A 23,567-nucleotide genomic window follows, 5' to 3' on the forward strand; every position below is an offset into this window, starting at 1 on the left:
GTATTTTGAACACAAGCGGGCGCAATATGACGAGCTGTTGAAAACCAGTTCCGGCGATGCCGTCGCGAAAACCCTGCGGCGTGCATCTCCGTTTGCCCTGGCCACGAGATAGTGTAAGAAGATCACGTTTTAATGACACATCGCAAACCATCATCCGACATTTGAAAACCTTCTGATTGCGCTTGGAAGGTGCGTGAGGGGAAGACGCATGCCTCCGATTTCCGAAATCCTGCAACTTGTCTTTCTGCTCGCCGCGGCCGGCTGTGTCGCCGGCTTCCTGGCCGGCCTCTTCGGCATTGGCGGCGGCGCCGTGCTGGTGCCGGTTTTCTATCAGGCCTTTGCGCTTGCCGGCGTGGACGAGGGCGTACGCATGAAACTGTGCGTCGGCACATCGCTCGCGATCATCATCCCGACATCTCTGCGCTCATTCCAGTCGCACTACAAACGCGGAACGGCGGACATGAAGCTGCTCAGGCAGTGGATCATCGCGGTGCCCTTCGGCGCGATCGTGTCGGCCATGGTGATTGCCTATGCGCCGGGCGACGTGCTGCGCGCGGCCTTCGCCGTGATCACCCTCCTGATCGGGCTGAAGATGCTCTATCCGAAGGCATCGAAATGGCGGCTCGGCGAGGATCTGCCGAAGAACCCCGCGCTGTTCGGCTGCGGCTGGCTGATCGGTCTGTTGTCCGGGCTGATCGGCATCGGCGGCGGGACGCTCAACAATACCTTCATGACGCTCTACAACCGGCCGATGCTTCAGGCCGTTGCGACGTCTGCCGGCGTCGGCGTGCTGATCTCGATCCCGAGCTTCATCGGCAACGTCATCGGCGGCTGGGGGCATCCCGGGCTTCCGGTTCTGTCGACCGGTTATGTGAACTGGATCGCCGTGGCGCTGATCATTCCGATCACGCTTCTGATCGCGCCGCTGGGCGCGCGCGCGGCCCATGCGGTTTCCGACCGGGTGCTGACGGTCGGTTTCGGCATATTCCTGCTGACGATCTCCGCCCGCTTCTTCATCTCGTTCTTCTGAGCGTCGGTCAGTCCGTCAAGCGAAGTTCTTCGGCGCGCAGGTCGACAGAACTCAGCGTGCCGAGAAAGCTCATGCCGAGCAGGCTCTGAGACAGAAGTCCTTCACCGGCCACCATGGCCCGGACATTGCGGCGCGTGATCGGGCCGATCGCGACCTCATCGAGCGTGACGGGCGCGGCCATCGCCGTACCGTTCGCGGTGGAGACCATCGCCGTGAAGCTCAGCGCGTCCGCATCGAAGCCGATCCGTTCCGCATCCCCGGTTGTCAGTGTCACCCGGCTTGCGCCGGTATCGACCAGCATCGGCAGGCTTACGCCGTCGACTTCGACATTGGCGGTGAAGTGCCCGTCGCGGCGCTTGCCGATGACCACCTGTTCCCGGCCATCGACCGTGGTTGTCGTCATCGACATGCCGGGAACGAGGCCGCCGAAGAGGCGGGCGCCGACCTCGCGGAAATCATGGCGGAAGATATAGGCGGCGGAGATGACCAGCAGGATCGCCGCCCAGATCAGCAGCGACTGGAAAACATGGCCGAAATTGCGCTGGCCCTGCAGCACGCCGGCGGCGACCAGCACAAGCAGTGGCGCGAGCCACAGCGCGGAGGCAAACTCGTCATTGGCAAGGCCGAGCGTCGTGCCGTCGCTGCCGGTCACCATCAGCATGATCATGCCGACTGAGACGATTGCGATCAGGATCCAGAACAGGCGCAAGGCGGTCACTCCCCGTGTTGAAGGCGCGGTGGGGTCCACGCCTTGTCATCGTGACCGGATATCGGGTTTCAGACGCAAATGGCAAGGGTAACGAGGAAAGCGGTCTCGCTGATTTGTGCCGTCGCGCCCAGCGTGTCGCCCGTATAGCCGCCAAGACGGCGGGAGACGAAGATGGTAAAGCCGGCTGCGGCCAGTGCGGCCGCGCCGATCGCCAGCAACGCCGGCAAGAGCGCACCGGAAAGGCCCGCCAGAAGGGCGACGGCCCCAAGACCCGAAAGAAGGGCGCAGACCGCGACAGATCTTTCGGGGCGGCCGAGCGTGGCAGCTACTCCGTCAGTGCGCGCCGACTGAAGCACAGACCACTGACACACCATGGCAGCGCGCCCGCCGGCGGCAGCGGCAATGAAGAGAAGCGCAGCGTTGAGTGAACCTTCTGCAACCAGGATTGCTAGCGCTACCGCTCTGAGCAAAATGGAGAAGACGAGCGCCAACGTGCCGTAGACGCCGGTCCGGCTGTCCTTCATGATCGACAGCGCGCTTTCGCGTGTCTTGCCGGCCAGAAGTCCGTCTGCGGAATCGGCAAGGGCGTCTTCATGAAGCGCGCCGGTGACCAGAAGGCTTGCCCCGATGGCGATGAGAGCGGAAATAAGCGCACCGGCGCCAAGCTCCAGCAATACCAGAAAGACGAAGGCCGGCAGCAGCATGGCAAGAACGGCTGCAAAGGGGAAGGCCCATGCCGCGCGGGCGCCGTCGGGCGGATCGGTTTGCATTTCCGCCGGAATGGGATATCTCGTCAGGAAACCGGTCGCCACGGCAAGATCCGTAGCCAGGCGAGTCAATCTCGTCATGGTAGCGCTTCCGTCCAGGTACTTCGTATTACGGACTATGGCAGATAAGGACAACCGTGGATAGCCCATTTATACACGCATCAGTTAAAAAGGACTTACTTTAGATGGAAACCTCCGGACAGCCCTTTGATGATTTCCGCGCCCTTCTGGAGGCCCTTCCCGGCGCCGATACGCCGGCGCTTGCAACGGCGCGGAAGCGTAATTCATTGCTCACAAAGCCAGAAGGCGCTCTCGGCCGGCTGGAGGAAATCGCCATGTGGCTTGCCGCCTGGAGCGGACGCATGCCGGCAGTGAACCGGCCGATGGTCGCGGTCTTCGCCGGCAATCACGGCATCGCCGCGAAAGGGCTCTCGCCCTATCCGTCGAATGTCACCCAGCAGATGGTCGGCAATTTCGAGAAGGGCGGGGCGGCGATCAACCAGATCTGCGCATCGGTCGACCTCAGCCTGAAGATCTTCGATCTGGCGCTCGACTATCCGACCGGTGATATTACGGTCGAGCCGGCGCTTTCGGAGCGCGATTGCGCCGCGACCATGGCTTATGGCATGGAAGCCGTTGCCGGCGGGGTCGACCTCCTCTGCCTCGGCGAGATGGGGATCGGCAACACCGCGATCGCGGCCGCGATCTGTCACGGCCTTTACGGCGGTTCGGCCGCCGAATGGGTGGGGCCGGGCACGGGCGCGGAAGGCGCTATGCTGGAGCGCAAGATTGCCGCTGTCGAACAGGCCGTTTCATTCCACAAGGAGCACCTTTCCGATCCGCTGGAACTGCTCCGTCGGCTTGGTGGGCGCGAATTCGCGGCCATCGCCGGTGCGATCATTGCCGCGCGTATGCAGAAGGTGCCGGTGCTGCTCGATGGCTACGCCGTTACCGCCGCCGCCGCGGTGCTCAAGGCCGTCAATCCGTCTGCCCTTGATCACTGCATGATCGCGCATGTCTCAGCCGAGCCGGGCCATCTGAAACTGATTCAGAAGCTCGGCAAGACGCCGCTTCTGGCGCTCGGCATGCGTCTCGGCGAGGGAACGGGGGCAGCCCTTGCCGCAAGCCTGGTAAAATCGGCGGCGGCCTGTCACACCGGCATGGCTACTTTTCAGGAGGCGGGCGTATCCGGCCGCGCATGATCGCGCTTGCGATGACGGCAAGCTGCTTCTGGAGGGAACGCACCGAGGCCGTTTGACGCGATAAAACGTGATCACAGGCGTTTTTCTTGCGGTATCAAGGACTTGTCGCGAGTTTGTTACACGCAGATGGCAGATTGCGCCGAATTGCGCGCCGAGAGGAGATGGAATGGCCGAACCGCCGATCGAGAAGGAAAAGGGCTTTCGCCATCTTTTGGCGGCAGGCGGCTATTCCTGGCAGGGGTTCCTGCGGCTGCTTCGGGAAGAGGCTTTTCGCCACGAGCTGATCGGTCTTGTCGTCGGCCTTGCGGTATTTGCGCTTGTCGGGGCGAGCGGCGTCGAGTTCATGATCTTCGTGATCCTGATGCTTGGTCTGTTTGCCGTGGAGGCGCTGAACACAGCGGTCGAGGAGATCATTGACCGGGTGTCGCCCGAGCGATCAGTTGAGGGCAAGCATGCCAAGGACCTCGGCTCGTTTGCGACCTTCTGCCTGATCTCGTGCAACGTCATCCATGCCGTCTATGTGGTCTTCTTCTGATCTCGTTCGTCATGGTCGCGGGTGACGGTAGACGAGTGTCGTGGGGCTTGGCCGGCGGGCTTTTTCGTCAAGGGTCGCGCCAAGCCTGACGGCGAGAGTTGCGGATCGCAGATTGGCCGGATCGATGTAGCTGACGAAGCTTTTCTCGGGGCGCGTCTGAAAGCCCCAGGCAAGCATGGTCGCCGCCGCTTCAAAGGCATATCCCCGACCTTCTGCGCCGTCATAGACAAACCATCCAAGCTCCAGTTCGGGAAACAGCGGTCCCTTGCACAGGGCGACCTGTCCGAGAACGGCGCCTTTTTTCCTGTCTTCGAGCATCAACGCGCCATGGCCGAAGAGCTGCCACTGCGCGACATCATTGCAGAAATAGGACCAGGCTGTGTCGGGCGTATGCGGCCCGTTCATGAACGCCGCCCTTGGCGAGGCGAGAAAGGCCAGGTAGTCCGGCCAGTCGGCAAAGGCCGGCGCGCGAAGCCGCAGGCGGTCGGTCTCAAGCGTGGGAATAACGGCCACGGTTTCCCGCCGGCGCTCAGGCCGCGTTGGCGGCTTCGTGCCGCTCGCGATCCAGCGCCTCGATGATCTCCGCCTCGAGCTGGGCCTCGATCAGAAGATCGGCGTCGACCTGGCTGCCGACGTCATCATTGGCAATCTTGCGGGCGCGGCGCTTGAGCGCTGCCGCCAGTCGGTCGCGGCCGCTGCGGTTGGAAACCCCGCGGCGGTCTTCCTGCTCTTCGATCCGGATGCTTTCGGGGATGAAGGGCATGGCATGCTCGGGCGACAACGGGACGGAAAGCGCCCCTGTCGTGACGCTCGCCGCCGGCAGATCTGCGACGCGCGCCATTGGAAATTCGATGGCGGCAAGCGTGCCCTGATCCGGCGCCGAGCGAAGTGCCAGGGCGCCCTGATGCGCCTCGATGAGCTGGCGCACGATCGAAAGGCCGAGGCCGAAGCCTTCGACATTGGCGGCCGCCTTGCCACGCGAGAAGGCTTCCGTTGCTGCCGTCAGTGCCTCCTCATCCATGCCGCAGCCGTGGTCGCGCACGCTCAGATACTGGCCGCCCTCGGATGTGTTGCCTGCGGAGACGAGAATGTCGGCGCCCCGGGGGGAGAACTTGATGGCGTTCGACAGCAGGTTGACCAGCATCTGCTTGACGGCGCGGCCATCCGCCATGATGGGAGCGAGCCTTTCTCCGGCATCGCAGTGGATGGAGATTGCCCGAGCGGCGGCCTCTGTGCCGACCATCGCCATGGAGGCGTCGATGACGTCGACGAGGTAGACCGGCTGTTCGGTGAGCCGGTAGCCGCCGGCCTCAAGCCGCGACAGGTCGAGCACGCTGTCGATCATGTCGAGCAGATGCGTACCGGAACTGTGGATGTCCGAGGCATATTCCTTGTAATAGGGGTTCTTCAGCGGTCCCATCATCTCTTCCTTCATGATCTCGGAAAAGCCGATGATGGCGTTGAGGGGGGTGCGCAGGTCATGCGACATGGCCGCAAGAAAGGCGGCCTTGGCCTGGTTGGCCTCCTCTGCGGTCTGGGCCGCCGCCTCCGCCTTTTCAAGGCTTTCGGCAAGCCTGAGGTTCAGCGCATCCTTTTCGCTCTCCTTGGTCTGCAGCGCCCGGTCTCCGGCTCCGAGCTGATGGCTGAAATAGGCGATGAACACCATGACCACGGCAAGCGTCGCCGCAAGGCCGATGTCGAAGGGTTCGCGGCTGAAATAGGCTGACGCCGAGAACACCATGACGGCCGGCATGAATACGTGCCACGTCGTCTTCGGCAGCGAAACCGCGCCGAGCGCCAGCAAGGAGAGCGCAATGATCACCATCGCGCCCTTGAAGAAGGGAAATGCCGCACCCGTGCAGGCACCGCAGTCGAGAAGGGCGGTCAGCGCCCAGGCACCGCCTGCCAGCCAGTAGGCGCCGATGACGCGATTGTTCCATTTGGCAAGCGAGGAAGCATCCTTGCCCTCGCGCGCGGCGTTGCGGATGATGGTGAAGGCGACGCCATGCAGCGCGAGCGCGGCCAGCGCCCAGGCGGCGAAAATCAGGTCCCTGCCGATATAAAGAAAACCGATCGCGGTGACGACCAGAAGGATCGCAACGGCGGGAATGCCCTTTTCGATGATCGAGAGCGCATGCCGGAATGCCTCGACCGGCTGGTTTTCGAACGCAGCTTCGGTCGCGGTCAACGGTTCGTCCGCTGCCTGAGGATCATGACGCTGGAACGTATCGCGTTTCATGCGGGCCTCGCTAAGGTTCGCCATCGAAAATCTCGGTTGTCGCTGATAAGGAGCTTACGAACGAATTGTTAAGAAATACCTTCCGTAAAGGATTTGTTAGCCTTGTTTCTTAATCGGCCCGTAATCTTTGCCGCCTTCCCGAAGGCTCTGCCGGGCACTTGGGGTTGTCAATGAGCGCGGCAGCGAGATTGTCGCTCGAGATCGCGGCCTGCCGGCTCTGTCGCGATTGCCCGGCCGGAGGGCCGGAGCGCCGCCTGCCGCATGAGCCACGCCCGGTGGCCATCCTGTCGAAGAGCGCGCGAGTCCTGATTGCGGGTCAGGCGCCGGGGCTTCGCGTGCACGAGACCGGAATTCCCTTCAACGACCGTTCGGGCGACCGGCTGCGCGACTGGATGGGGATCGGGCGCGCGGAGTTTTATGATGCTTCCCGGTTTGCGATCCTGCCGATGGGCTTCTGTTTTCCTGGATATGATGCAAAGGGCAGCGATCTGCCGCCGCGTAGGGAATGCGCGCCCGAATGGCGGGGGCAGGCGATCGCCGCCATGCCGCAGATCGAATTGGTTCTGGCCATCGGCATGTATGCGCAGAAATGGCACATGGGGCCAGCCTGCCGGAAGACGCTCACGGAGACCGTGCGCAATTGGCGCGAGAGCTTCCTGGCCAACCGGTCTCCGCGCATCCTGCCGCTGCCGCATCCAAGCTGGCGCAATACCGGTTGGCTGAGAAAGAACCCGTGGTTCGAGGACGACGTGCTGCCGGAACTGAAGAGAGCGGTCCGGCTTTACGGCGGCACCTGAAAATCATTCTTTTACTTAGGCGAAATTTTGCTATAACAGCAAAAATTTTTTACGGAGAGCGGAAATGGACCGTTTGGATAGAAAGATTTTGCGCCTTCTTCAGGAGGATTCGACGCTTGCGGTTGCCGATATTGGCAAAAAGGTCGGTCTTTCCACCACGCCGTGCTGGCGTCGCATTCAGAAGATGGAAGAGGAAGGCGTCATCAAGCGCCGAGTCGCGCTGCTTGATCCCGAGAAGGTCAATGCCAATGTCACGGTCTTCGTTGCCATCCGCACCAATTCGCATTCGGTGGAATGGCTGAAGCGGTTCTCCGAATTGATCGGCGACTTTCCCGAAGTGCTCGAATTCTACCGCATGAGCGGCGACGTCGACTATCTCCTGCGCGTGGTCGTGCCGGATATTGCCGCCTACGACGCCTTCTACAAGCGGCTGATCGCCAAGATCGAGATCCGCGACGTCTCGTCATCCTTCGCCATGGAGCAGATCAAGTTCTCGACCGAGTTGCCGCTCGATTACATGAAGCTGGAAGCTTCGAAGTCGGGTGATTGATGTCGGTTGACTTCCACCTCTCAAGTAGATTCGACGCAATTCTTTCGGATGTGACGCTTTATTAAGTTTTCGCTGTTAATCGGTCATAAAGCATAAATCGTGAGGATTGCGGTATGACGAGAACAGTTGCAGCAGCGTTCATGGCTGCCCTGGCCGGGGGGCCGTCACTGGCGGCGGATCTGGCGGTCACGGCGCCGGCGCCGGTTTATCAGGAAGTCTATGTCGAAGAGAATGAATTGCCCTGGGACGGTCCCTATCTTGGACTGAGGGGCGGATATGACTGGACCCACACCCGCGGCACGATTTCCGGAGCCGGGGGCAGTTCTTCCTGGAGCGACAGTCTCGCCGGGGCACAGCTTGGCGCCTTTGGCGGATACAATTTCCAGTTCGAAAACAATCTCGTTGTCGGCGCCGAGGCTGACGCGAACTACACGTTCAACGAGAGCCAGTATGTCGCCGGCGGCGTCTCGCGTAATCACGGAATCGACTGGAGTGGTTCGTTGCGGGGCCGGATCGGCTATGCGGTGGGTAACGCATTGATCTACGGCACGGCGGGTGCTGCGGTCGCGAATTTCTATCTGGGGACCGGCTCGAAGCGTCCGCATGAGGTCATCTACGGCTATACGGTCGGCGCCGGCGTCGACTATGCCTTCACCGAGAATATCTTCGCCCGGCTCGAATATCGCTACACAGGCTATCCGAGCGCCGATTTCACGGGCTATTTCGGGGCCGGCAACAAGGCCGATCAGAAAGCATCTTCGAACACCGTCACAGTTGGTCTCGGCGCGAAGTTCTAGGTTTCCCTGAACGACGGCAATCTTCAATCGGCCTTGCGGCTTTACGCAGGGCCGTTTTTTTATTATTGAGCGGCCTCGTTGAACTGGCCGTGCAAGACGGCCTTTCGTCCACCCGCATTCGTTGGCGGGACTGGTTTAAGGAGAAGATATGTCTGATCAGATTTCCCTCGTTTTCCCCGATGGCTCCAAGCGCGATTACGCCGCCGGCACGACCGGCCGGGATGTTGCCGAGTCGATTTCCAAATCGCTCGCCAAGAAGGCCGTCGCCATCGCGCTTGACGGCGAATTGCGCGACCTCGCCGATCCGGTCGAGGACGGCCGCATCGAGATTGTCACCCGCACCGATGACCGCGCGCTGGAGCTGATCCGCCATGACTGCGCCCATGTGATGGCCGAAGCCGTGCAGGAACTGTGGCCGGGAACGCAGGTAACCATCGGTCCGGTGATCGAGAACGGCTTTTATTACGACTTCGCCCGCGAGACGCCCTTCACGCCTGACGATCTGCCGAAGATCGAGAAGAAGATGAAGGAGATCATCAAGCGCAATGCCGCCTTCACCAAGGACGTCTGGCCGCGCGAAAAGGCCAAGAAGGTGTTTGCCGAAAAGGGCGAGGTCTACAAGGTCGAGCTTGTCGATGCGATCCCGGAAGACCAGGACGTGAAGATCTATGCGCAGGGCGACTGGTTCGACCTCTGCCGCGGCCCGCACATGACCTCCACCGGCCAGATCGGCGACGCCTTCAAGCTGATGAAGGTGGCCGGCGCCTATTGGCGCGGCGACAGCAACAACCCGATGCTGACCCGCATCTACGGCACGGCCTGGGCGGAGAAGAAGCAGCTCGATGCCTATCTCAACTTCCTCGAGGAGGCCGAAAAGCGCGACCACCGCCGGCTCGGCCGCGAGATGGATCTGTTCCACTTCCAGGAAGAGGGGCCAGGCGTTGTCTTCTGGCATTCCAAAGGCTGGCGCATGTTCCAGTCGCTGACCTCCTATATGCGCCGCCGTCTCGAGGGCGAGTATGAGGAAGTCAACGCGCCGCAGGTGCTGGATACGGCCCTTTGGCGGACTTCCGGCCACTGGGAATGGTACCGCGAGAACATGTTCGCGGTCGCCTGCGCCGATGAGGAGGCAGAGGACAAGCGCGTCTTCGCGCTGAAGCCGATGAACTGCCCCGGGCACGTCCAGCTCTTCAAGCACGGCCTGAAATCCTACCGCGAACTGCCGATCCGTTATGCGGAATTCGGCGTGGTGCACCGCTATGAGCCCTCGGGCGCCATGCACGGGCTGATGCGCGTGCGCGGCTTTACCCAGGACGATGCGCATGTGTTCTGCACCGAGGAACAGCTTGCCGAGGAATGCCTGAAGATCAACGACCTGATCCTGTCGGTCTATGAGGATTTCGGCTTCGACGAGATCGTCGTCAAGCTTTCCACGCGTCCGGAAAAGCGCGTCGGCTCGGACGAGAACTGGGATCACGCCGAGGCGATCATGACCGAGGTGCTGAAGACCATCGAGGCGCAGTCCGGCGGACGGATCAAGACCGGCATTCTGCCGGGCGAGGGCGCTTTCTACGGACCGAAGTTCGAATATACGCTGAAGGACGCGATCGGGCGTGAATGGCAGTGCGGCACCACCCAGGTGGACTTCAACCTGCCGGAACGCTTCGGCGCCTTCTACATCGACTCGACGTCGGAGAAGAAGAAGCCGGTGATGGTGCACCGCGCGATCTGCGGTTCGCTGGAACGCTTCCTCGGCATCCTGATCGAGAACCACGCCGGCCACATGCCGCTGTGGTTCGCGCCGCAGCAGGTCGTGGTCGCGACCATCACCTCGGAAGCCGATGACTACGGCCGCAAGGTTGCCGACAAGCTGCGTGCTGCCGGGCTTTCGGTCGGGACCGACTTCCGCAACGAGAAGATCAACTACAAGGTCCGCGAGCATTCGCTGGCCAAGGTTCCGGTCATTCTCGTCTGCGGCATGCGCGAGGCGGAAGAGGAAGCGGTCAATATCCGCCGCCTCGGCTCGCGCGACCAGCAGTCGATGTCGCTTGCCGACGCGATCGCCATGCTGGCCGACGAGGCGACGCCGCCGGACCTGAAGCGCAAGCGCGCTCTGGCGTAAGGGAAAACAGGACGGCGCGGTTTGACGACCGCGCCGTTTTTGCTCTCACGGACGATAATCGACGACAGCCGAGCGGCGGCGGGCGATCACGGCAGCGACCTTGCGGGTGATGACGTCGACCCGGTCATTGATCCTGTTGAGCACGATTTCCCGCGCCGAGCGGCCATAGGATTTGCGTTTGCCGCGCTTTTCGATGGAGGTCGTGATGTCTTCTGCGCCGGCTCCGCCCTGGACATAACGGCTCTGTACGCACAGCGCCGGCACGAGCTGCAGAACCGAGAGGTCATTGCGGATCCTAGCTCTCGGATCGAACAGGGCGGCGTCGACGGGCACGAGCAGCCTTTCGCTGCGGGCCAGCATTTTTTCGGCGCCCCGCCTGGTGATCACATAGCCGGCGCCGCCGATATGGCAACTGATCAGTTTCCTTAGCGCATGATCGCCAATCACGGCTTCGGTCTGTCGGGACAGTTCCACGGGTTTCATGCTGGTCTCAAGCTTCACGATGTCGACATCGGCGGGCAGCCAGCCTGCAAGCTCGTCGAGCACGGCGCGGGCGGAAGCGCTGATCTCTATATCATCCTCGAAAACGGCGGCGAAAGGCGCGTCGCTTTCAAGAAGCGCCTTCCATGCGCGGATATGACTGAGATAGCAGCCGGTTTCTGCAGCGGTTACCTCCCGGCTGAAGGGCGCGGGAAAGGCCGAAAGCGCCGCGATCCGTTCCTCGCTCAGCGATCGTCCGTCAGTCGCGGCAAGACGGGTAAAGACGATCTGCCGCGCGCTCATAAGCCGTTCGATCCTGGCAAGGCGGTCGGCGTACCGGTCTAGATTGATGACGAATGTGAGCAAGGCCTGGCTTTCAAGGATGAACGTGACGCGGGTCGTCGGCTATATAGCCGAACTCCGGCGGTTGGGAACAGGGAAAAGGCCGACCCGTTTGTGGTTGCGGCCCTTGTCGTGTCTGGGAAGCTGGCTTCCCACGATCCCGCGTCCCGTTCCGCCGAGCGTCGTGCAATCCTGGCGTCAATCGACGCTCTCGCCGGGATAATCGGCCTCGTCCGTGCCGAGCAGAAGCTCCACCTGGGTGGACTGGCCGGGGGCAACGGTGAAGCTCTTCTCGAAAACCGTATCCTTGTTGCGGGCAACGGCGGTGTATTCTCCTTCGGCAAGGATCATCGAGGGGTAGGCGCTGCGGCTTTCGGTCAAGACATCGCCAGAGGCGCCAAGCACGGTCCAGGACGTGTCGGCCAGCGCCTCGCCCCCTTTTTCAGCCGCAAGCGTAAGGGTCACGACGGCCGCATGCTGCTTTAGCGTCGCTTCGGTGATCTCTCCGGCCCTGACCTTGAGGCGGGCATGGGCTTCGGCGTTGAGATCGCCGTAATAGGAAACGATCTCGTAGGTCCCGGCCCGCAATCTCAAAATGGTCTCGGGTTTGAGGTTTTCGATCACGAGTTCGCGTCTTTCGCCTCGGTCCTCATAAACGGTAAATCTGAGAAGGTCGGGGTTGGCGGGGCTGTCATCGCCGAGCGTGGCATTGAGGATGAGGCCACCCGCCTCGAGCACCAGGGCGACATTCACCGCTTCTTCACCGGCGCGCGGAACCGAGATCTTGCGCGTGGTCGAAGCCCGGCCAAAGGCGCAATTGACGAAATATTCGCCGGCGGGGAGTTCGATCGACTTGCTCCCGCCTTCGGCCGAGGCGACGAGTTCCAGCCGGCCGTTACTGTCTGGAACCGATTTGAACACGCGCCATGTCAACCCCTCGCGCATCACCGCGCCGTCCTTCGTCAGCCGCGCCTCGAAGGCAACGGCCCGTTTGGCGCCGGGTTCCTGGGTTCCGCGCATCAGCGAAAAGGGATCTTCGCCAGCGGTCTGGGCGGCGGCCGGGAGAAAGGACATCAGCAGGGCGCAAAAGAGCGTCGCAGCCAGCCGGAGAAGGGGAGGTCGGTGCTGAGCAAAGAGAGACATGTTTCTCGCCGGTTGACTTGCGGTTCGCAAGCGTTCACTCCAAATTCGTAGAAAGCGTTTTGGCCTGAATATCGTGGCCTTTTCAAGGGCAAGGGTCGCTGTTTTTGAACTTATGAGGTTTGCATTGACCGTGAAGAATGAAGCCGTCGTCGATTTTCTCAAAACCCGTCGCTCCACGCCGGTGCTGCAGCTCGGGGAACCCGGGCCCGGCCGCGCCGAACTCGAGGAAATGCTGACAATCGCCTCGCGCGTGCCCGATCATGGCAAGCTCGCGCCCTGGCGTTTCATCGTCTACGCCGGAGCGGCCCGCGCCGAAGTGGGCGAGGCGCTTGCCGAGATCACGCTTGAAGGGGATGCCGAGGCCTCGCCCGAGCGCCTCAAGCTCGAGCGCGAGCGGCTGACCCGCGCCCCCCTGGTCATTGGCGTCGTCAGCCGCGCCGCCATCCATCCGAAAATCCCCGAATGGGAGCAGATCATGTCGGCAGGCGCCGCCTGCTACAATCTCGTGGCCGCGGCCAATGCCCTCGGCTACGGCGCTACCTGGCTCAGCGAATGGTATGCCTTTGACGAGCGCGCCTTTGCCGCACTCGGCGTCGAGCCCGGCGAACGGGTTGTCGGCTTCGTTCATATCGGCACCAGGAAAGAAGCGCCGTTCGAACGCGTCCGCCCGGAACTCGGCGACGTGGTCACCTGGCGCGGAGACATCTGAGATGTTTTATTCCACTGACACAAACGCGCATGGCCTGCCGCATGATCCCTTCAAGGCGATCGTTTCACCGCGACCGATCGGCTGGATCGGTTCGCGCAGCGCCAGGGGCCGTGACAATCTTGCGCCCTATTCCTTCTTCAATGCCGTTTCCAGCGTGCCGCCGGTGGTGATGTTTTCATCCGATCACGTCAAGGACAGCCTGCGCAATATCGAAGAAACCGGCGTCTTCACCGTGAATCTGGCAAGCAGGGACCTTGCCGAACAGATGAACGCCACATCGGCATCGCTTGAACATGGAGAAAGCGAGTTCGAGGCTGCCGGTCTTGCGTCCGTGACCGGGAAACTGGTCGATGCACCCTATGTCGGCGAGGCCTATGCGGTGCTTGAGTGCCGGCTGACGGGCATCATGGCGCCGCCGACGCTCGAAGGCGCCGTCACGCACAGTCGCATGGTCTTCGGACAGGTCGTCGCGATCCACATCAAGGACGAGGCGCTCACCGGCGATGGCCGCCTCGACATGGGCAAGGTTCGCCCGCTCGCGCGCCTCGGCTACCGCGACTATTGCGATGGCGGTGACGTTTTCGAGATGGTCCGGCCACGATAGGCGCGCTGGAACGCCCTGATTTTTCTTCAGGCAGCGCCGAATGCGCTCTTGATGATGTCGATATGGGCCGGGTTTTCGGTCAGTTTGCCGGCAAAGCCGGTGCGAGCGGCCTGATGACATGAAGTCGCGAAGGCTTCCGCCGGTGATCGGGCGGCCGAGAAGTCGATCGCCGGGACGCCGAGATTGCGGGCGGCGAGCATGGTTGCCACCGCGCCCTGGCGTGCGATCACGCCGTCGCCGGGTTCCAGCGCATCGCCGTCATAGCCGAGCGCGATCAGACGGCCGTGCTTGTGAACAAAATGGCGGGCATTGAGAAGCCCGCCGCCATTGTCACCGATCATCGCGATGAGGGCGATCGATCCCTCTTCCAGGTCCTCGCGCGCCTCCACAACCCTCAGCAGCGTCTCGGCCATTTGGATACGGGCGGCACTTTCAACGCCGCGCAGGATGATGCCGTCGGGCGCGGCGCGCGCGGCGCGGCAAAAATCCTCGACATTATAGGCCTTGGATATTGATTCGCAGATCAGGAAGACCGGCAGCGAAGGCAGAACGCTCCTGAGCGACGCGATGCGTTCGCCGAGCTTTTCCTCGTCTTTGGCGTGAAGACAAAGACAGTCGGGACGGTTTGCCTGGGGATCGAAGGGAAGGGGGTCGTCTGTTGCCATGCCGAGCAACCAGACTTTCATGCGGCGAATGTCCATCGTCATTCCTCCAACCGTGTCTCCCACATTTGTCAGGATGAACGAATGTTAGCCGGTTGGAAACGGCCTTCGCCGCCTTTCCACCTGTAATATGACAGTTTTACGTCTATCGCCGGTCAAAAACAGGCCGGGCGGGGCGTTCCCGCCCGGCTTTGTCGGTCAGGAGGCCTTGCGCATTTCGGCCAGCGGGCCCGCCCATTTGTAAAGCTCGTCGAGAAGGCCGGTCGCGCCCGCCTTCATCTCGTCGTTCGGCGTCAGCTTGCCGTCTTCGCCGAGGAATTTGGGGAAGAAGGGAATCGGCACGACCTGGGGCAGGGGGTGGGCGTTGAGGTTGACGATCAGCGTGCGCAACTCCTGGGCGGCGCGCAGGCCGCCGGAAACGCCGCCATAGCTGACAACGCCGGCCGGCTTGTAGCCCCATTCCTTGGAGACCACCTGCAGCGCGTTCACGAGCGTTGCCGGGGCGAAGAAATCATATTCCGGGGTCACAAAGATGAAGGCGTCGGCAGAGGCGACGCTTTCGCTCCACTTGCGGGTATGCTCGTGCTCATATTCCTGCAGCCGCGGATGCTTCGGCTCATCAAGAAAGGGCAGCTTGAAATCATCGAGATCGACGACCTCAACCTCGAACTTGCCATGCTCGCGGGCGAAATCGCCGACCCATTTGGCAATGGACGGTCCGACCCGGCCGGGGCGGGTGCTGCCGATGATGATGTTGAGCTTCATGGAAATCTCCTTGCCGCAGCGCGAGGGGCATGCCGTCGTCGCCGAATTTCGAATGAAAGAACCGGCCGGAAGGCTGCCCGCCGGTCCTGGATGAACACGACAGGGAAAATAGGCGGCCAAATGGGGGGAGGCAAGGGAGGACGGGGATGTGACCAGGTCACCTGCGGGTAACCACTCGCGCCCGAGGCGTTCTTGCCCCGCCCGGAGGCGGGGCGCAAGGCTTGTCTATTGCTGCAGACCTTCCGTGCCGGCCGCTTCCGCCTACTGGTAGACGACGATCGGGGTCGGGAGGTTGTTGACCCGGTTGTACAGGTCGATCACATCCTGGTTCAGCATGCGGATGCAGCCGGAGGAAACGGCCTTGCCGATCGAGGTCCAGTCCGGATTGCCGTGGACGCGGTAGAGCGTGTCCTTGCCGTTTTCGAAGATGTAGAGCGCGCGCGCGCCGAGCGGGTTCATCAGGCCCGCTTCCATGCCGCCATTTTCGTTGGAATATTTCTCAAGCTTCGGATCGCGCTCGATCATTTCCTTCGGCGGGAACCATTTCGGCCATTCCTGCTTCCATTTGATCACGCCATTGCCGCCCCAGGAGAAGCCGGCGCGGCCGATGCCGACGCCATAACGCATCGCCATGCCGTTCTCGCCGACCAGGTAGAGGAAGCGGTTCGGCGTATCGACCACGACCGTTCCGGGGGCCTCGCCGGTCGGGTCGCGGACTTCCTGGCGGTAGTAGAGCGGGTCAATCTGGCGCCACGGCACGGCCGGGATCATGTAGCCATTGTCCTCGAGCGGGCCGTACATGGCGTCGAGCTGCGCGGCGGTGTAGGGCGTGCCGCCGATGCGCGGCTCTGCCGGAGCCACGGGCTGGGCCGGGTACTGGCTCACGCAGCCGGTGAGGACTGCGGTGGTCGAAACGGCGCCGAGAAGGAAGGTGCGGCGCGACATCGTCTTGTCAACGAGCATTCAAGCCTCTTGATAATTGAAATAGTCTGGTCCTAAACGGCTTTTAGCCGAGCGCGTTCCACCTTGATAGCGTCACCCGGTCACAATCGCGGTATCGCGTCGCTTGGTCGGGCAGGTGTGGCCGAAAACACGCAGTTTTGCCGCGCCCGCCCTTCATGAGGCCTTATTCCACCGCGCAGCCGGTATCCCTGCCCAGATTGCAGATGTTCTTCAGCGCCTGGGTGCGGACCGGGCTCCAGTCGTCGGGATTGGAAACGGCGACCCAGGCGTCGATATAATCGCGGGCGAGGTAATTGTGCCCGAAGCCGGCCGGAAGCGCCTTCGACAAAGCCATGTCGAGGGCCAGCTGGAACTGGGTCACCACCGGCACGAAGCGCAGATAGGGCGAAACGTCCGGCGCCGGCTTCTCCTTCATCCATTCCGGCTCGCGAAAACCGGAATTGGGTTCGAAAAACACAATCGGATCAGAGGCATACTGGAGGAAATTGATCCTGATCCTGCCCCAGGAGCCGCCGCTTTGCGCCGGCTTGCGGAACTGCGAGGAAAAACGCACGACCTCGCCCTTGTCGACAACCGGCAGCACATAGGGCGTGCCTTCATTGCGCGCGGAAACCGTCTGACGCCAGAGATAGGAAGGGAAGGGCGGGCCGGCCCAGACGGCGCCGGCCACCGGCTGGTCCATCATCTGGAACACGTTGAAGGAATGCATGGACGACCATGCGCCGAGGCTGATGCCGTGCATGTAGAGTTCCGGGCGGCTGTCTTCCGGCAGGGTGAGCCAGTAGCGGTAGACCGCTTCCATCGTCGCGCTTGCCTGCGCGAGACCGGTATCGGTCTCGAAGATCAGCGCCAGCGGCGATTGCAGGAAGGAGTATTGAACGGCGACCGTCGCGACATCGCCGTTCTGCATGAATTCCAGCGTGTCATGCGCGCCGGGATCGAGCCAGCCGGTGCCGGTGGGGCTTGCGATCAGCAGGATCTTGCGGTCGAAGGCGTCCAGCCGGATCAGTTCCTGCAGCGCGATCTCCGCCCGCTCCTTCGGGTCGTCATCCTCCGACCGGCCGACATAGACGCGGATCGGGCGTTCGGCGGGAACGCCGCTGAAGGTCGCGATATCTTCCGCCGAGGGCGCGCTGGTGACGAAATCCCGGCCGGGCTGGCCCATCGCCTCCCAGCTCACGAGCGATTCGCGACTGCCGGGAATGAAGGCATCCGTCGGCGCGGGCGGCGCGGTCTCGAACAGGTCCTGCGCCGTCTCATAGGTCTCGTCGAGGAACTCGATGGCAGAGGGCAGGACCCAGTCGCGCGAGGCGACGAAGACGATAAGCAGCACGATGACCAGGCCGAGCAGATTGGCCGCGCGCGGCGGAATGACCCGGTAAAGCCGCCGCCGAAGCCCGTCGAAGGCGGACTGGAACAGCGCGCCGATCAGGAACAGGACGGCAAAGGTCACAAGCCCGATGACGAGGATCGCCAGAACCGCGCCGCTTTCGAGAAGCTCCATATTGACCCGCGAGCGCACCGAATTCTGCCATTCGGTCCACATCGACAGGCAGAAGGCAAGAAGGCCAAGCGATGCGACAAGGACGATGGCGCGGCCGACTGTTTGCCAGGTGCCGCGCGGCTCGGGGATCTGCAGCGCGCGCCAGAGGGACAGCAGAAACCGGCCGATCATGTAGCCGAGCGCCATCACCAGGCCCGCCAGCACGCCCTGCAGCGGCCAGCCGCGCGGGATCAGCGACGGCGTCAGCGAAGCGGCGAAGAACACCAGCCCCAGCGAAAGGGCGAAAATGCTGATGCTGTACCAGCTTCGGCTTTGGCGATCATCCTGTTCCATCTGCTTTGACCCGTCTCTCTGTTTATTGTTCTAATTGTCTGTTAATTAAGAATTTTCTCGATCCGGCGCCGGAAAGAATCCTGATCTGCGTCGGCAGCGGCGAGGATGTCCTCGACCTCGAAGAAATCCATCGGATTGAAACCGCCGACAGCCGGTTCGATGAAGAGATCGGGCCGGGCACACTTGACCTTCTCGGCGACGATCGAGCTCTGGGTGATGCTGAAGGAGCCGGCCCAGGTCTCGAAGGAGCCCGGGATCTCGCCGGTGTCCTCGACATCGGTTCCGGTCACGTCGATTGCGACGGTGAAATAGCGGGTCTTGTCTAGGAGGTCGAAGGGCGTCGGATTGACGAAGCCGCCGTCGATCAGCACGCGCCCATCGCGGCGGACCGGGGTCAGCAGCACGGGCAGGCAGGAGGAGGCGGAGATCGCCGACAGAAGCGGACCGTCGCGCATCACATATTCGTTCTGGCGATAGAAGTCGGTGGCGACGATCGTGAGCGGGATTTTCAGCTCGGAAAAAACACGGGCCATGCCCTCGGGAAACAGCGCCGCGAACAGGATTTCGGGCTCCACGACGGCGGGCCGGAAGATGTTGATCAGCGATCCCCAGGTGTCGCCGGTGTCGATCAGCAGCTTTTTGAGGAGCGACTGGCGGCGGGTGAAGAGGTCGACGATATAGTCGCGGATCTCGCGGCCGCTCATGCCGTCGCAGTAAAGCGTGCCGAGGATCGAGCCCATCGAGGTTCCGGCCACTTCCCTGGGCCGCACGCCGAGCGCATCCAGACTTTCGAGATAGGGGATATGGGCGAAGGCCTTGGCAGCGCCGCCGCCGAGCGCCAGTGCCAGCCCCTCTTTCTTGCGTGAAGCAACCTCGGCGGTGTCGGCCATGGCGGGGTCCTTTGGCAGCGGTGCTTGCGCGCGCGCGGATCCGGCAATCAGGCCGGCGCCTGCGGCAAGCAGGAAGTTTCGACGTTGGACCATGGCTCTTTCCGTTTGAAGGCGCTTGTGCGGACTATAATTTGCCCGGGTTTGGCAGGCAAGCAAAGGTGCCAATGGCGGGTGTTCACCGTTAATCCTCTGCATGAACTTCAGCGCTATTTATATGAAGTTAACCATATAAGTTGATGAAATTTATGTGAAAAAATATTCTATCGCAGATTTTGACGTTGGCTCGTCGTCTTCAAGCTCATGAGGCAAGAGCATGAAATGAACGCAGCGCTGACAAACCGGCTCGGCGCGGAGTGGCGGGCAATCTCGTCTTGAATGCAGGCATGGCCTGATTGCCAACGGCCGCCCGTCAAAGTCGAACGCCTGCTAGATATCCAGATTCTCCGCAAAGGCGGCGTTTTCCTGGATGAAGCGGAAACGGGCATCGGCCTTGGTGCCCATCAGGTCGTCGACGGCGGTCTTGGTGCCCTCGAAGTCAACCGCATCGATATCGACCCTCAGCAGCATGCGCTTCTTCGGGTCCATCGTGGTTTCCTTCAACTGGGCGGGCAGCATTTCGCCAAGACCCTTGAACCGGCTGATCTCGACCTTACCGCGCCCGGTGAAGTAGGTTTCCATCAGTTCGGCGCGGTGGGCATCATCACGGGCATAGGCCGTCTTGCCGCCCTGGGTGATCTTGTAGAGCGGCGGCACGGCCAGGAAGAGATGGCCCTGGCGGATCAGCTCCGGCATCTCCTTGTAGAAGAACGTGATCAGCAGCGAGGCGATATGGGCGCCGTCGACGTCCGCATCGGTCATGATGATGATGCGCTCATAGCGAAGGTCCTCTTCGCGGTATTTCGTCCGCGTGCCGCAGCCGAGCGCCTGGATCATGTCGGCGAGCAACTGGTTGGACGTGAACTTGTCGCGTCCGGCGCTCGCCACGTTCAGGATCTTGCCCCTGAGCGGCAGGATCGCCTGGTTGGTTCGGTTGCGCGCCTGCTTGGCCGAACCGCCGGCCGAATCGCCCTCGACGAGAAAGAGTTCCGCCCCTGCCGCCGTGTTCTGCGAACAGTCGGCAAGCTTGCCGGGAAGCCGCAGTTTCTTGACGGCGGACTTGCGGTTGACCTCGCGCTCCTTGCGCCGGCGCAGCCTTTCCTCGGAGCGCTCGATCACCCAGTCGAGAAGCTTTTCGGCTTCCATCGGATTGGCGGAGAGATAGAGGTCGAAGGGGTCGCGCAGCGCGTTCTCGACGATGCGCTGGGCTTCCACGGTCGCCAGTCTGTCCTTGGTCTGGCCGACGAATTCCGGCTCGCGGATGAAGACCGAGAGCATGCCGATCGCGGAGATCATCACGTCGTCGGTGGTGATCTGCGCGCCGCGCTTGTTGCCGATCATCTCGGCGTAATTCTTCAGCCCGCGCATCAGCGCCTGGCGCAGGCCCGCCTCATGCGTTCCACCCTCGGGCGTCGGCACGGTATTGCAGTAGGAGTGGACGTCGGGATCGCCGCCATACCAGGAGACGGCCCATTCGACGGCGCCGTGGCCGCCGGTCTTCTCCGTCTTGCCGGCGAAAATTTCGCGGGTGACGGTGAAATCCTTGCCGATGGTTGCCGCCAGATAATCCTTCAGCCCGCCGGGGAAGTGGAACACCGCCTTGTCCGGAACGTCCTCATTGCCCTCGACGAGCGAGGGATCGCAGGACCAGCGGATCTCCACGCCGCCGAAGAGATAGGCCTTGGAACGGGCCATGCGCATGACGCGGGCCGGATCGAATTTCGCCCGCGGTCCGAAGATTTCGGCGTCGGGGTGAAAGCGCACGCGCGTGCCGCGACGGTTCTGGATCGGTCCAAGGTCCTGCAGCTCGCCCTGCGGCACGCCGCGCGAGAAGGCCAGCCGGTAGAGACGCCGCTCGCGGGCGACTTCCACCTCCAGCATGTCGGACAGCGCGTTGACCACGGACACGCCGACGCCGTGCAGGCCGCCAGAGGTCTCGTAGGCCTTGCCGTCGAACTTGCCGCCGGCATGCAGCTTGGTCATGATCACTTCGAGCGTCGACTTGCCCGGCACCTGCGGATGGTTTTCCACCGGAATGCCCCGGCCGTTATCCGTCACCGTCAGCATGCCTTCGGCGTCGAGATGCACCTCGATGAAGTCCGCATGGCCGGCCACGGCCTCGTCCATGGAATTGTCGATGACTTCCGCGAAGAGATGGTGCAGCGCCTTGTCGTCGGTTCCGCCGATATACATGCCCGGCCGCATGCGCACCGGCTCCAGCCCCTCCAGCACGCGGATGGAGGACGCGCCGTAGTCGTCGTCCGCAGCCTTGATCTCGGCAGGGGGCTTTTCGGCTGACTTGCGCGCAGGGCGCGGAGCCGCATCCTCGGCTGGCTTCTTGCTGTTGCCCGAAATGTCGGCGAAGAGGTCTTTGCTGTTATCCATAAGGTCCGGCAGAGTGTTCTGGTTGGTGTGCATGCGCCTTATAGGCGAATCAGTGCTCTATTCTGGCAAAGATTGGGCCGTTAGGCGATGCTGTGCCAAATTGTCGCAGTCTGGCTGTGGATGAAGGCGCGGCGACGTGTCAAAAGGGCCGCAAGAAAGGCACTGCTGCCTGCGACGCGATTCGATTGAACTGCGCGTCAAACCGATTAGGAGGAGCGCAGAACCGGAAATTTCACCATCGTGTTCCTGCCGTTTGTTCTGGGACAAGACGGAAGATTTGCGGCCGGCGCATGAGGAGAGCCGGCATCGCGGCATTTGCGCCTCGACCCTGAATAGGGGAAGAAGGGGACAAGGACCCTCGGTGCCTGACGAAAGACATTTTGGGAGTAAAAGATAGATGACATCCGACATCCGACCGCTGGTCGCCGGGAACTGGAAAATGAACGGAACCCGGGCATCGCTTGATCAGATCAGAGCGATTGCACACGGCGTCAGCGGCCCTCTTTCGCGGAAACTGGATGCGCTGATCTGCCCGCCCTCGACGCTGCTTTACGTCGCGACCACGCTGACGGTGGACACCAAGCTTCTGATCGGCGCGCAGGATTGCCACCAGAAGGCCCGCACCGGCGCCCATACGGGCGACATCTCGGCGGAGATGATCCGCGACTGCTTTGCCACCCACGTCATCGTCGGACATTCCGAGCGGCGCAAGGAGCACAAGGAAAACAACAAGGTGGTCTCCACCAAGGCGCGCGCGGCCTATGATCAGGGTCTGACGGCGATCGTCTGCATCGGCGAAACACGGTCGGAGCATGCGAGCGGTCGCACCATGGAGGTTCTGCACCGCCAGCTTTTCGAGAGCATGCCGGACGATGCCACCGGCGACAATACGGTCATCGCCTATGAGCCCGTCTGGGCGATCGGCACGGGCCAGACGCCCGGTCCAGAACAGGTGGCGGACGTGCATGCGGCCATGCGGCGCGACCTGATCGAGCGCTTCGGCGAGGCCGGCGAGCGCTTCCGTCTGCTCTATGGCGGCTCTGTAAAGCCGGGCAATGCCAAGGAACTGATGAGCGTGCCGCATGTCAACGGCGCGCTGATCGGCGGGGCAAGCCTCAAGGCGGCCGATTTCCTCTCAATCTATCATGCCTATGAGGATATCGTTTAGGCAATGCGTTCGATCGGATCCTTCAAACAGGCCGATAGGTCATTGAAGTAAAAAGAAAAATAGAGGTATTATCGGATCTGCCCGGCTGGGCGGCTTCTCTTTCGGCGCCAGTGTCTTCCGCCTGACTGCCGAAGTCCTCCCGGAACAAGCGGGCCGTCTGCCGTCTCACCCGCGGCAAACCGGCGGCTGCGCGTTTGGCGGGCAGGTATGAAAAAGGGGTTGGATTGACAGCGCGCCTCATGTAGAGAAGCGCCAGATATTCTTGGATTGCCCCGTTTGCACCTCGCGGGCGGGGCCGGATTGGACATTCATGCAGACGGTACTGATCGTAATTCACCTGATAATCGTCGTTGCGCTTGCCGGTGTGATCCTCATTCAGAGGTCTGAAGGCGGCGGGCTCGGCATCGGCGGCGGATCCGGCTTCATGACGGCGCGCGGAACGGCCAATGCGCTGACCCGCACGACCGCCATCCTCGCCACGCTGTTTTTCGTCACCTCGCTCGGTCTCGGCATCCTTTCCCGTTACCAGGGCAATCCGTCGGATATTCTCGACCGGATCGAACAGAACGCCGAGACGGATGGCCAGGGCATCCTGAACCAGCTTGGCGGCTCGATCACCACCGAGGCCCCGGCGACCAATGACGCGGGCGTGCCGACGGGCGCAGACAGCGCGGCTCCGGCCGACGGCCAGCAGCCCGCGGTTTCGACGCCGGCGGCGGACTCGAACGCGACGGGCGTTCCCACCGGCGATTGATCGCCGAAAATCGGAAAAACA

Annotated in this window: 23 protein-coding genes; 11 read left to right on the forward strand and 12 right to left on the reverse strand. The window is 62.2% G+C overall.

Features of this window, described 5'->3' with window-relative positions; all coding sequences use genetic code 11:
* Window positions 1-208 precede the first annotated feature (208 nt).
* Complete coding sequence (locus tag GGR30_RS07775; protein ID WP_183484400.1) at window positions 209-1,030, forward strand: sulfite exporter TauE/SafE family protein; 822 nt, start codon at window positions 209-211, stop codon at window positions 1,028-1,030.
* A 7-nt stretch (window positions 1,031-1,037) separates the two neighbouring features.
* Here GGR30_RS07775 and GGR30_RS07780 read toward each other — a convergent pair whose 3' ends face one another.
* Window positions 1,038-1,739 (reverse strand): TIGR02281 family clan AA aspartic protease, encoded by a 702-nt coding sequence (locus GGR30_RS07780; RefSeq protein ID WP_183484404.1) that lies wholly within the window; start codon window positions 1,737-1,739, stop codon window positions 1,038-1,040.
* 68 nt (window positions 1,740-1,807) lie between these two features.
* Window positions 1,808-2,587 carry an adenosylcobinamide-GDP ribazoletransferase gene (locus GGR30_RS07785; protein WP_183484407.1) on the reverse strand — a complete coding sequence of 260 codons (780 nt, stop codon included), beginning with the start codon at window positions 2,585-2,587 and terminating at the stop codon, window positions 1,808-1,810.
* 104 nt (window positions 2,588-2,691) lie between these two features.
* On the opposite strand from GGR30_RS07785, the gene cobT reads away from it, so the two are divergent.
* Window positions 2,692-3,708 (forward strand): nicotinate-nucleotide--dimethylbenzimidazole phosphoribosyltransferase, encoded by a 1,017-nt coding sequence (gene cobT, locus GGR30_RS07790; RefSeq protein WP_183484410.1) that lies wholly within the window; start codon window positions 2,692-2,694, stop codon window positions 3,706-3,708.
* A 166-nt stretch (window positions 3,709-3,874) separates the two neighbouring features.
* A complete protein-coding gene (locus GGR30_RS07795) occupies window positions 3,875-4,243 on the forward strand; it encodes a diacylglycerol kinase (protein ID WP_183484413.1) in 369 nt (122 codons plus the stop codon).
* Between the two features lie 9 nt (window positions 4,244-4,252).
* Here the strand turns inward: GGR30_RS07795 and GGR30_RS07800 are convergent, their stop codons facing one another.
* Together GGR30_RS07800 and GGR30_RS07805 are read right to left on the reverse strand one after the other, a co-directional pair.
* A complete protein-coding gene (locus tag GGR30_RS07800) occupies window positions 4,253-4,756 on the reverse strand; it encodes a GNAT family N-acetyltransferase (protein WP_183484416.1) in 504 nt (167 codons plus the stop codon).
* Window positions 4,757-4,772: 16 nt separating this feature from the next.
* Entirely contained in the window at window positions 4,773-6,506 is a 1,734-nt protein-coding gene (locus tag GGR30_RS07805) for a sensor histidine kinase (RefSeq protein ID WP_183484419.1), read from the reverse strand.
* 146 nt (window positions 6,507-6,652) lie between these two features.
* Between GGR30_RS07805 and GGR30_RS07810 the strand changes: the two genes are divergently transcribed.
* The 4 genes from GGR30_RS07810 (at window position 6,653) to thrS (ending at window position 10,748) form a co-directional block, all read left to right on the forward strand.
* A complete protein-coding gene (locus tag GGR30_RS07810; RefSeq protein ID WP_183484422.1) occupies window positions 6,653-7,279 on the forward strand; it encodes a uracil-DNA glycosylase family protein in 627 nt (208 codons plus the stop codon).
* A 64-nt stretch (window positions 7,280-7,343) separates the two neighbouring features.
* The gene (locus GGR30_RS07815; RefSeq protein ID WP_183484424.1) at window positions 7,344-7,829 is read left to right on the forward strand and encodes an Lrp/AsnC family transcriptional regulator; all 486 of its coding nucleotides are present in this window, start codon (window positions 7,344-7,346) and stop codon (window positions 7,827-7,829) included.
* Window positions 7,830-7,942: 113 nt separating this feature from the next.
* Window positions 7,943-8,626: an outer membrane protein gene (locus GGR30_RS07820; protein WP_183484427.1), complete on the forward strand. Its 684-nt coding sequence runs from the start codon at window positions 7,943-7,945 to the stop codon at window positions 8,624-8,626.
* A gap of 148 nt (window positions 8,627-8,774) precedes the next feature.
* Window positions 8,775-10,748: a threonine--tRNA ligase gene (gene thrS, locus GGR30_RS07825; protein ID WP_183484430.1), complete on the forward strand. Its 1,974-nt coding sequence runs from the start codon at window positions 8,775-8,777 to the stop codon at window positions 10,746-10,748.
* A 45-nt stretch (window positions 10,749-10,793) separates the two neighbouring features.
* Here thrS and GGR30_RS07830 read toward each other — a convergent pair whose 3' ends face one another.
* Together GGR30_RS07830 and GGR30_RS07835 are read right to left on the reverse strand one after the other, a co-directional pair.
* Window positions 10,794-11,594, reverse strand: a complete 801-nt coding sequence (locus GGR30_RS07830) for a glycosyltransferase family 25 protein (protein ID WP_183484433.1) — start codon at window positions 11,592-11,594, stop codon at window positions 10,794-10,796.
* Between the two features lie 174 nt (window positions 11,595-11,768).
* Window positions 11,769-12,644, reverse strand: a complete 876-nt coding sequence (locus GGR30_RS07835; protein WP_183484436.1) for a hypothetical protein — start codon at window positions 12,642-12,644, stop codon at window positions 11,769-11,771.
* A gap of 199 nt (window positions 12,645-12,843) precedes the next feature.
* Between GGR30_RS07835 and GGR30_RS07840 the strand changes: the two genes are divergently transcribed.
* Complete coding sequence (locus tag GGR30_RS07840) at window positions 12,844-13,422, forward strand: nitroreductase family protein (protein WP_183485033.1); 579 nt, start codon at window positions 12,844-12,846, stop codon at window positions 13,420-13,422.
* Window position 13,423: 1 nt separating this feature from the next.
* Entirely contained in the window at window positions 13,424-14,026 is a 603-nt protein-coding gene (locus GGR30_RS07845; protein ID WP_183484439.1) for a flavin reductase family protein, read from the forward strand.
* Window positions 14,027-14,052: 26 nt separating this feature from the next.
* On the opposite strand, the gene GGR30_RS07850 is transcribed toward GGR30_RS07845, so the two are convergent.
* The 6 genes from GGR30_RS07850 to parE form a co-directional block, all read right to left on the reverse strand.
* Complete coding sequence (locus GGR30_RS07850) at window positions 14,053-14,733, reverse strand: hypothetical protein (protein ID WP_183484443.1); 681 nt, start codon at window positions 14,731-14,733, stop codon at window positions 14,053-14,055.
* Window positions 14,734-14,886: 153 nt separating this feature from the next.
* Window positions 14,887-15,459 carry an NAD(P)H-dependent oxidoreductase gene (locus GGR30_RS07855; protein WP_183485036.1) on the reverse strand — a complete coding sequence of 191 codons (573 nt, stop codon included), beginning with the start codon at window positions 15,457-15,459 and terminating at the stop codon, window positions 14,887-14,889.
* Window positions 15,460-15,714: 255 nt separating this feature from the next.
* Entirely contained in the window at window positions 15,715-16,416 is a 702-nt protein-coding gene (locus GGR30_RS07860) for a L,D-transpeptidase (protein WP_183484446.1), read from the reverse strand.
* 163 nt (window positions 16,417-16,579) lie between these two features.
* Window positions 16,580-18,253: an alpha/beta hydrolase gene (locus tag GGR30_RS07865; protein ID WP_183484449.1), complete on the reverse strand. Its 1,674-nt coding sequence runs from the start codon at window positions 18,251-18,253 to the stop codon at window positions 16,580-16,582.
* Between the two features lie 41 nt (window positions 18,254-18,294).
* Window positions 18,295-19,236: a patatin-like phospholipase family protein gene (locus GGR30_RS07870; RefSeq protein ID WP_183484452.1), complete on the reverse strand. Its 942-nt coding sequence runs from the start codon at window positions 19,234-19,236 to the stop codon at window positions 18,295-18,297.
* A gap of 333 nt (window positions 19,237-19,569) precedes the next feature.
* Complete coding sequence (parE, locus tag GGR30_RS07875) at window positions 19,570-21,624, reverse strand: DNA topoisomerase IV subunit B (protein ID WP_183484455.1); 2,055 nt, start codon at window positions 21,622-21,624, stop codon at window positions 19,570-19,572.
* A gap of 397 nt (window positions 21,625-22,021) precedes the next feature.
* Here parE and tpiA point away from each other — a divergent pair, with 397 nt between their 5' ends.
* Both tpiA and secG read left to right on the forward strand, forming a co-directional pair.
* The gene (gene tpiA, locus GGR30_RS07880) at window positions 22,022-22,792 is read left to right on the forward strand and encodes a triose-phosphate isomerase (protein WP_183484458.1); all 771 of its coding nucleotides are present in this window, start codon (window positions 22,022-22,024) and stop codon (window positions 22,790-22,792) included.
* A 310-nt stretch (window positions 22,793-23,102) separates the two neighbouring features.
* Window positions 23,103-23,546, forward strand: coding sequence for a preprotein translocase subunit SecG (gene secG / locus GGR30_RS07885; RefSeq protein WP_183484461.1), 444 nt, complete (start codon window positions 23,103-23,105; stop codon window positions 23,544-23,546).
* The last annotated feature ends 21 nt before the right edge of the window (window positions 23,547-23,567 follow it).

This window comes from Martelella radicis (genome assembly GCF_014196625.1).
GTDB classification, from domain to species: Bacteria; Pseudomonadota; Alphaproteobacteria; order Rhizobiales; family Rhizobiaceae; genus Martelella; species Martelella radicis.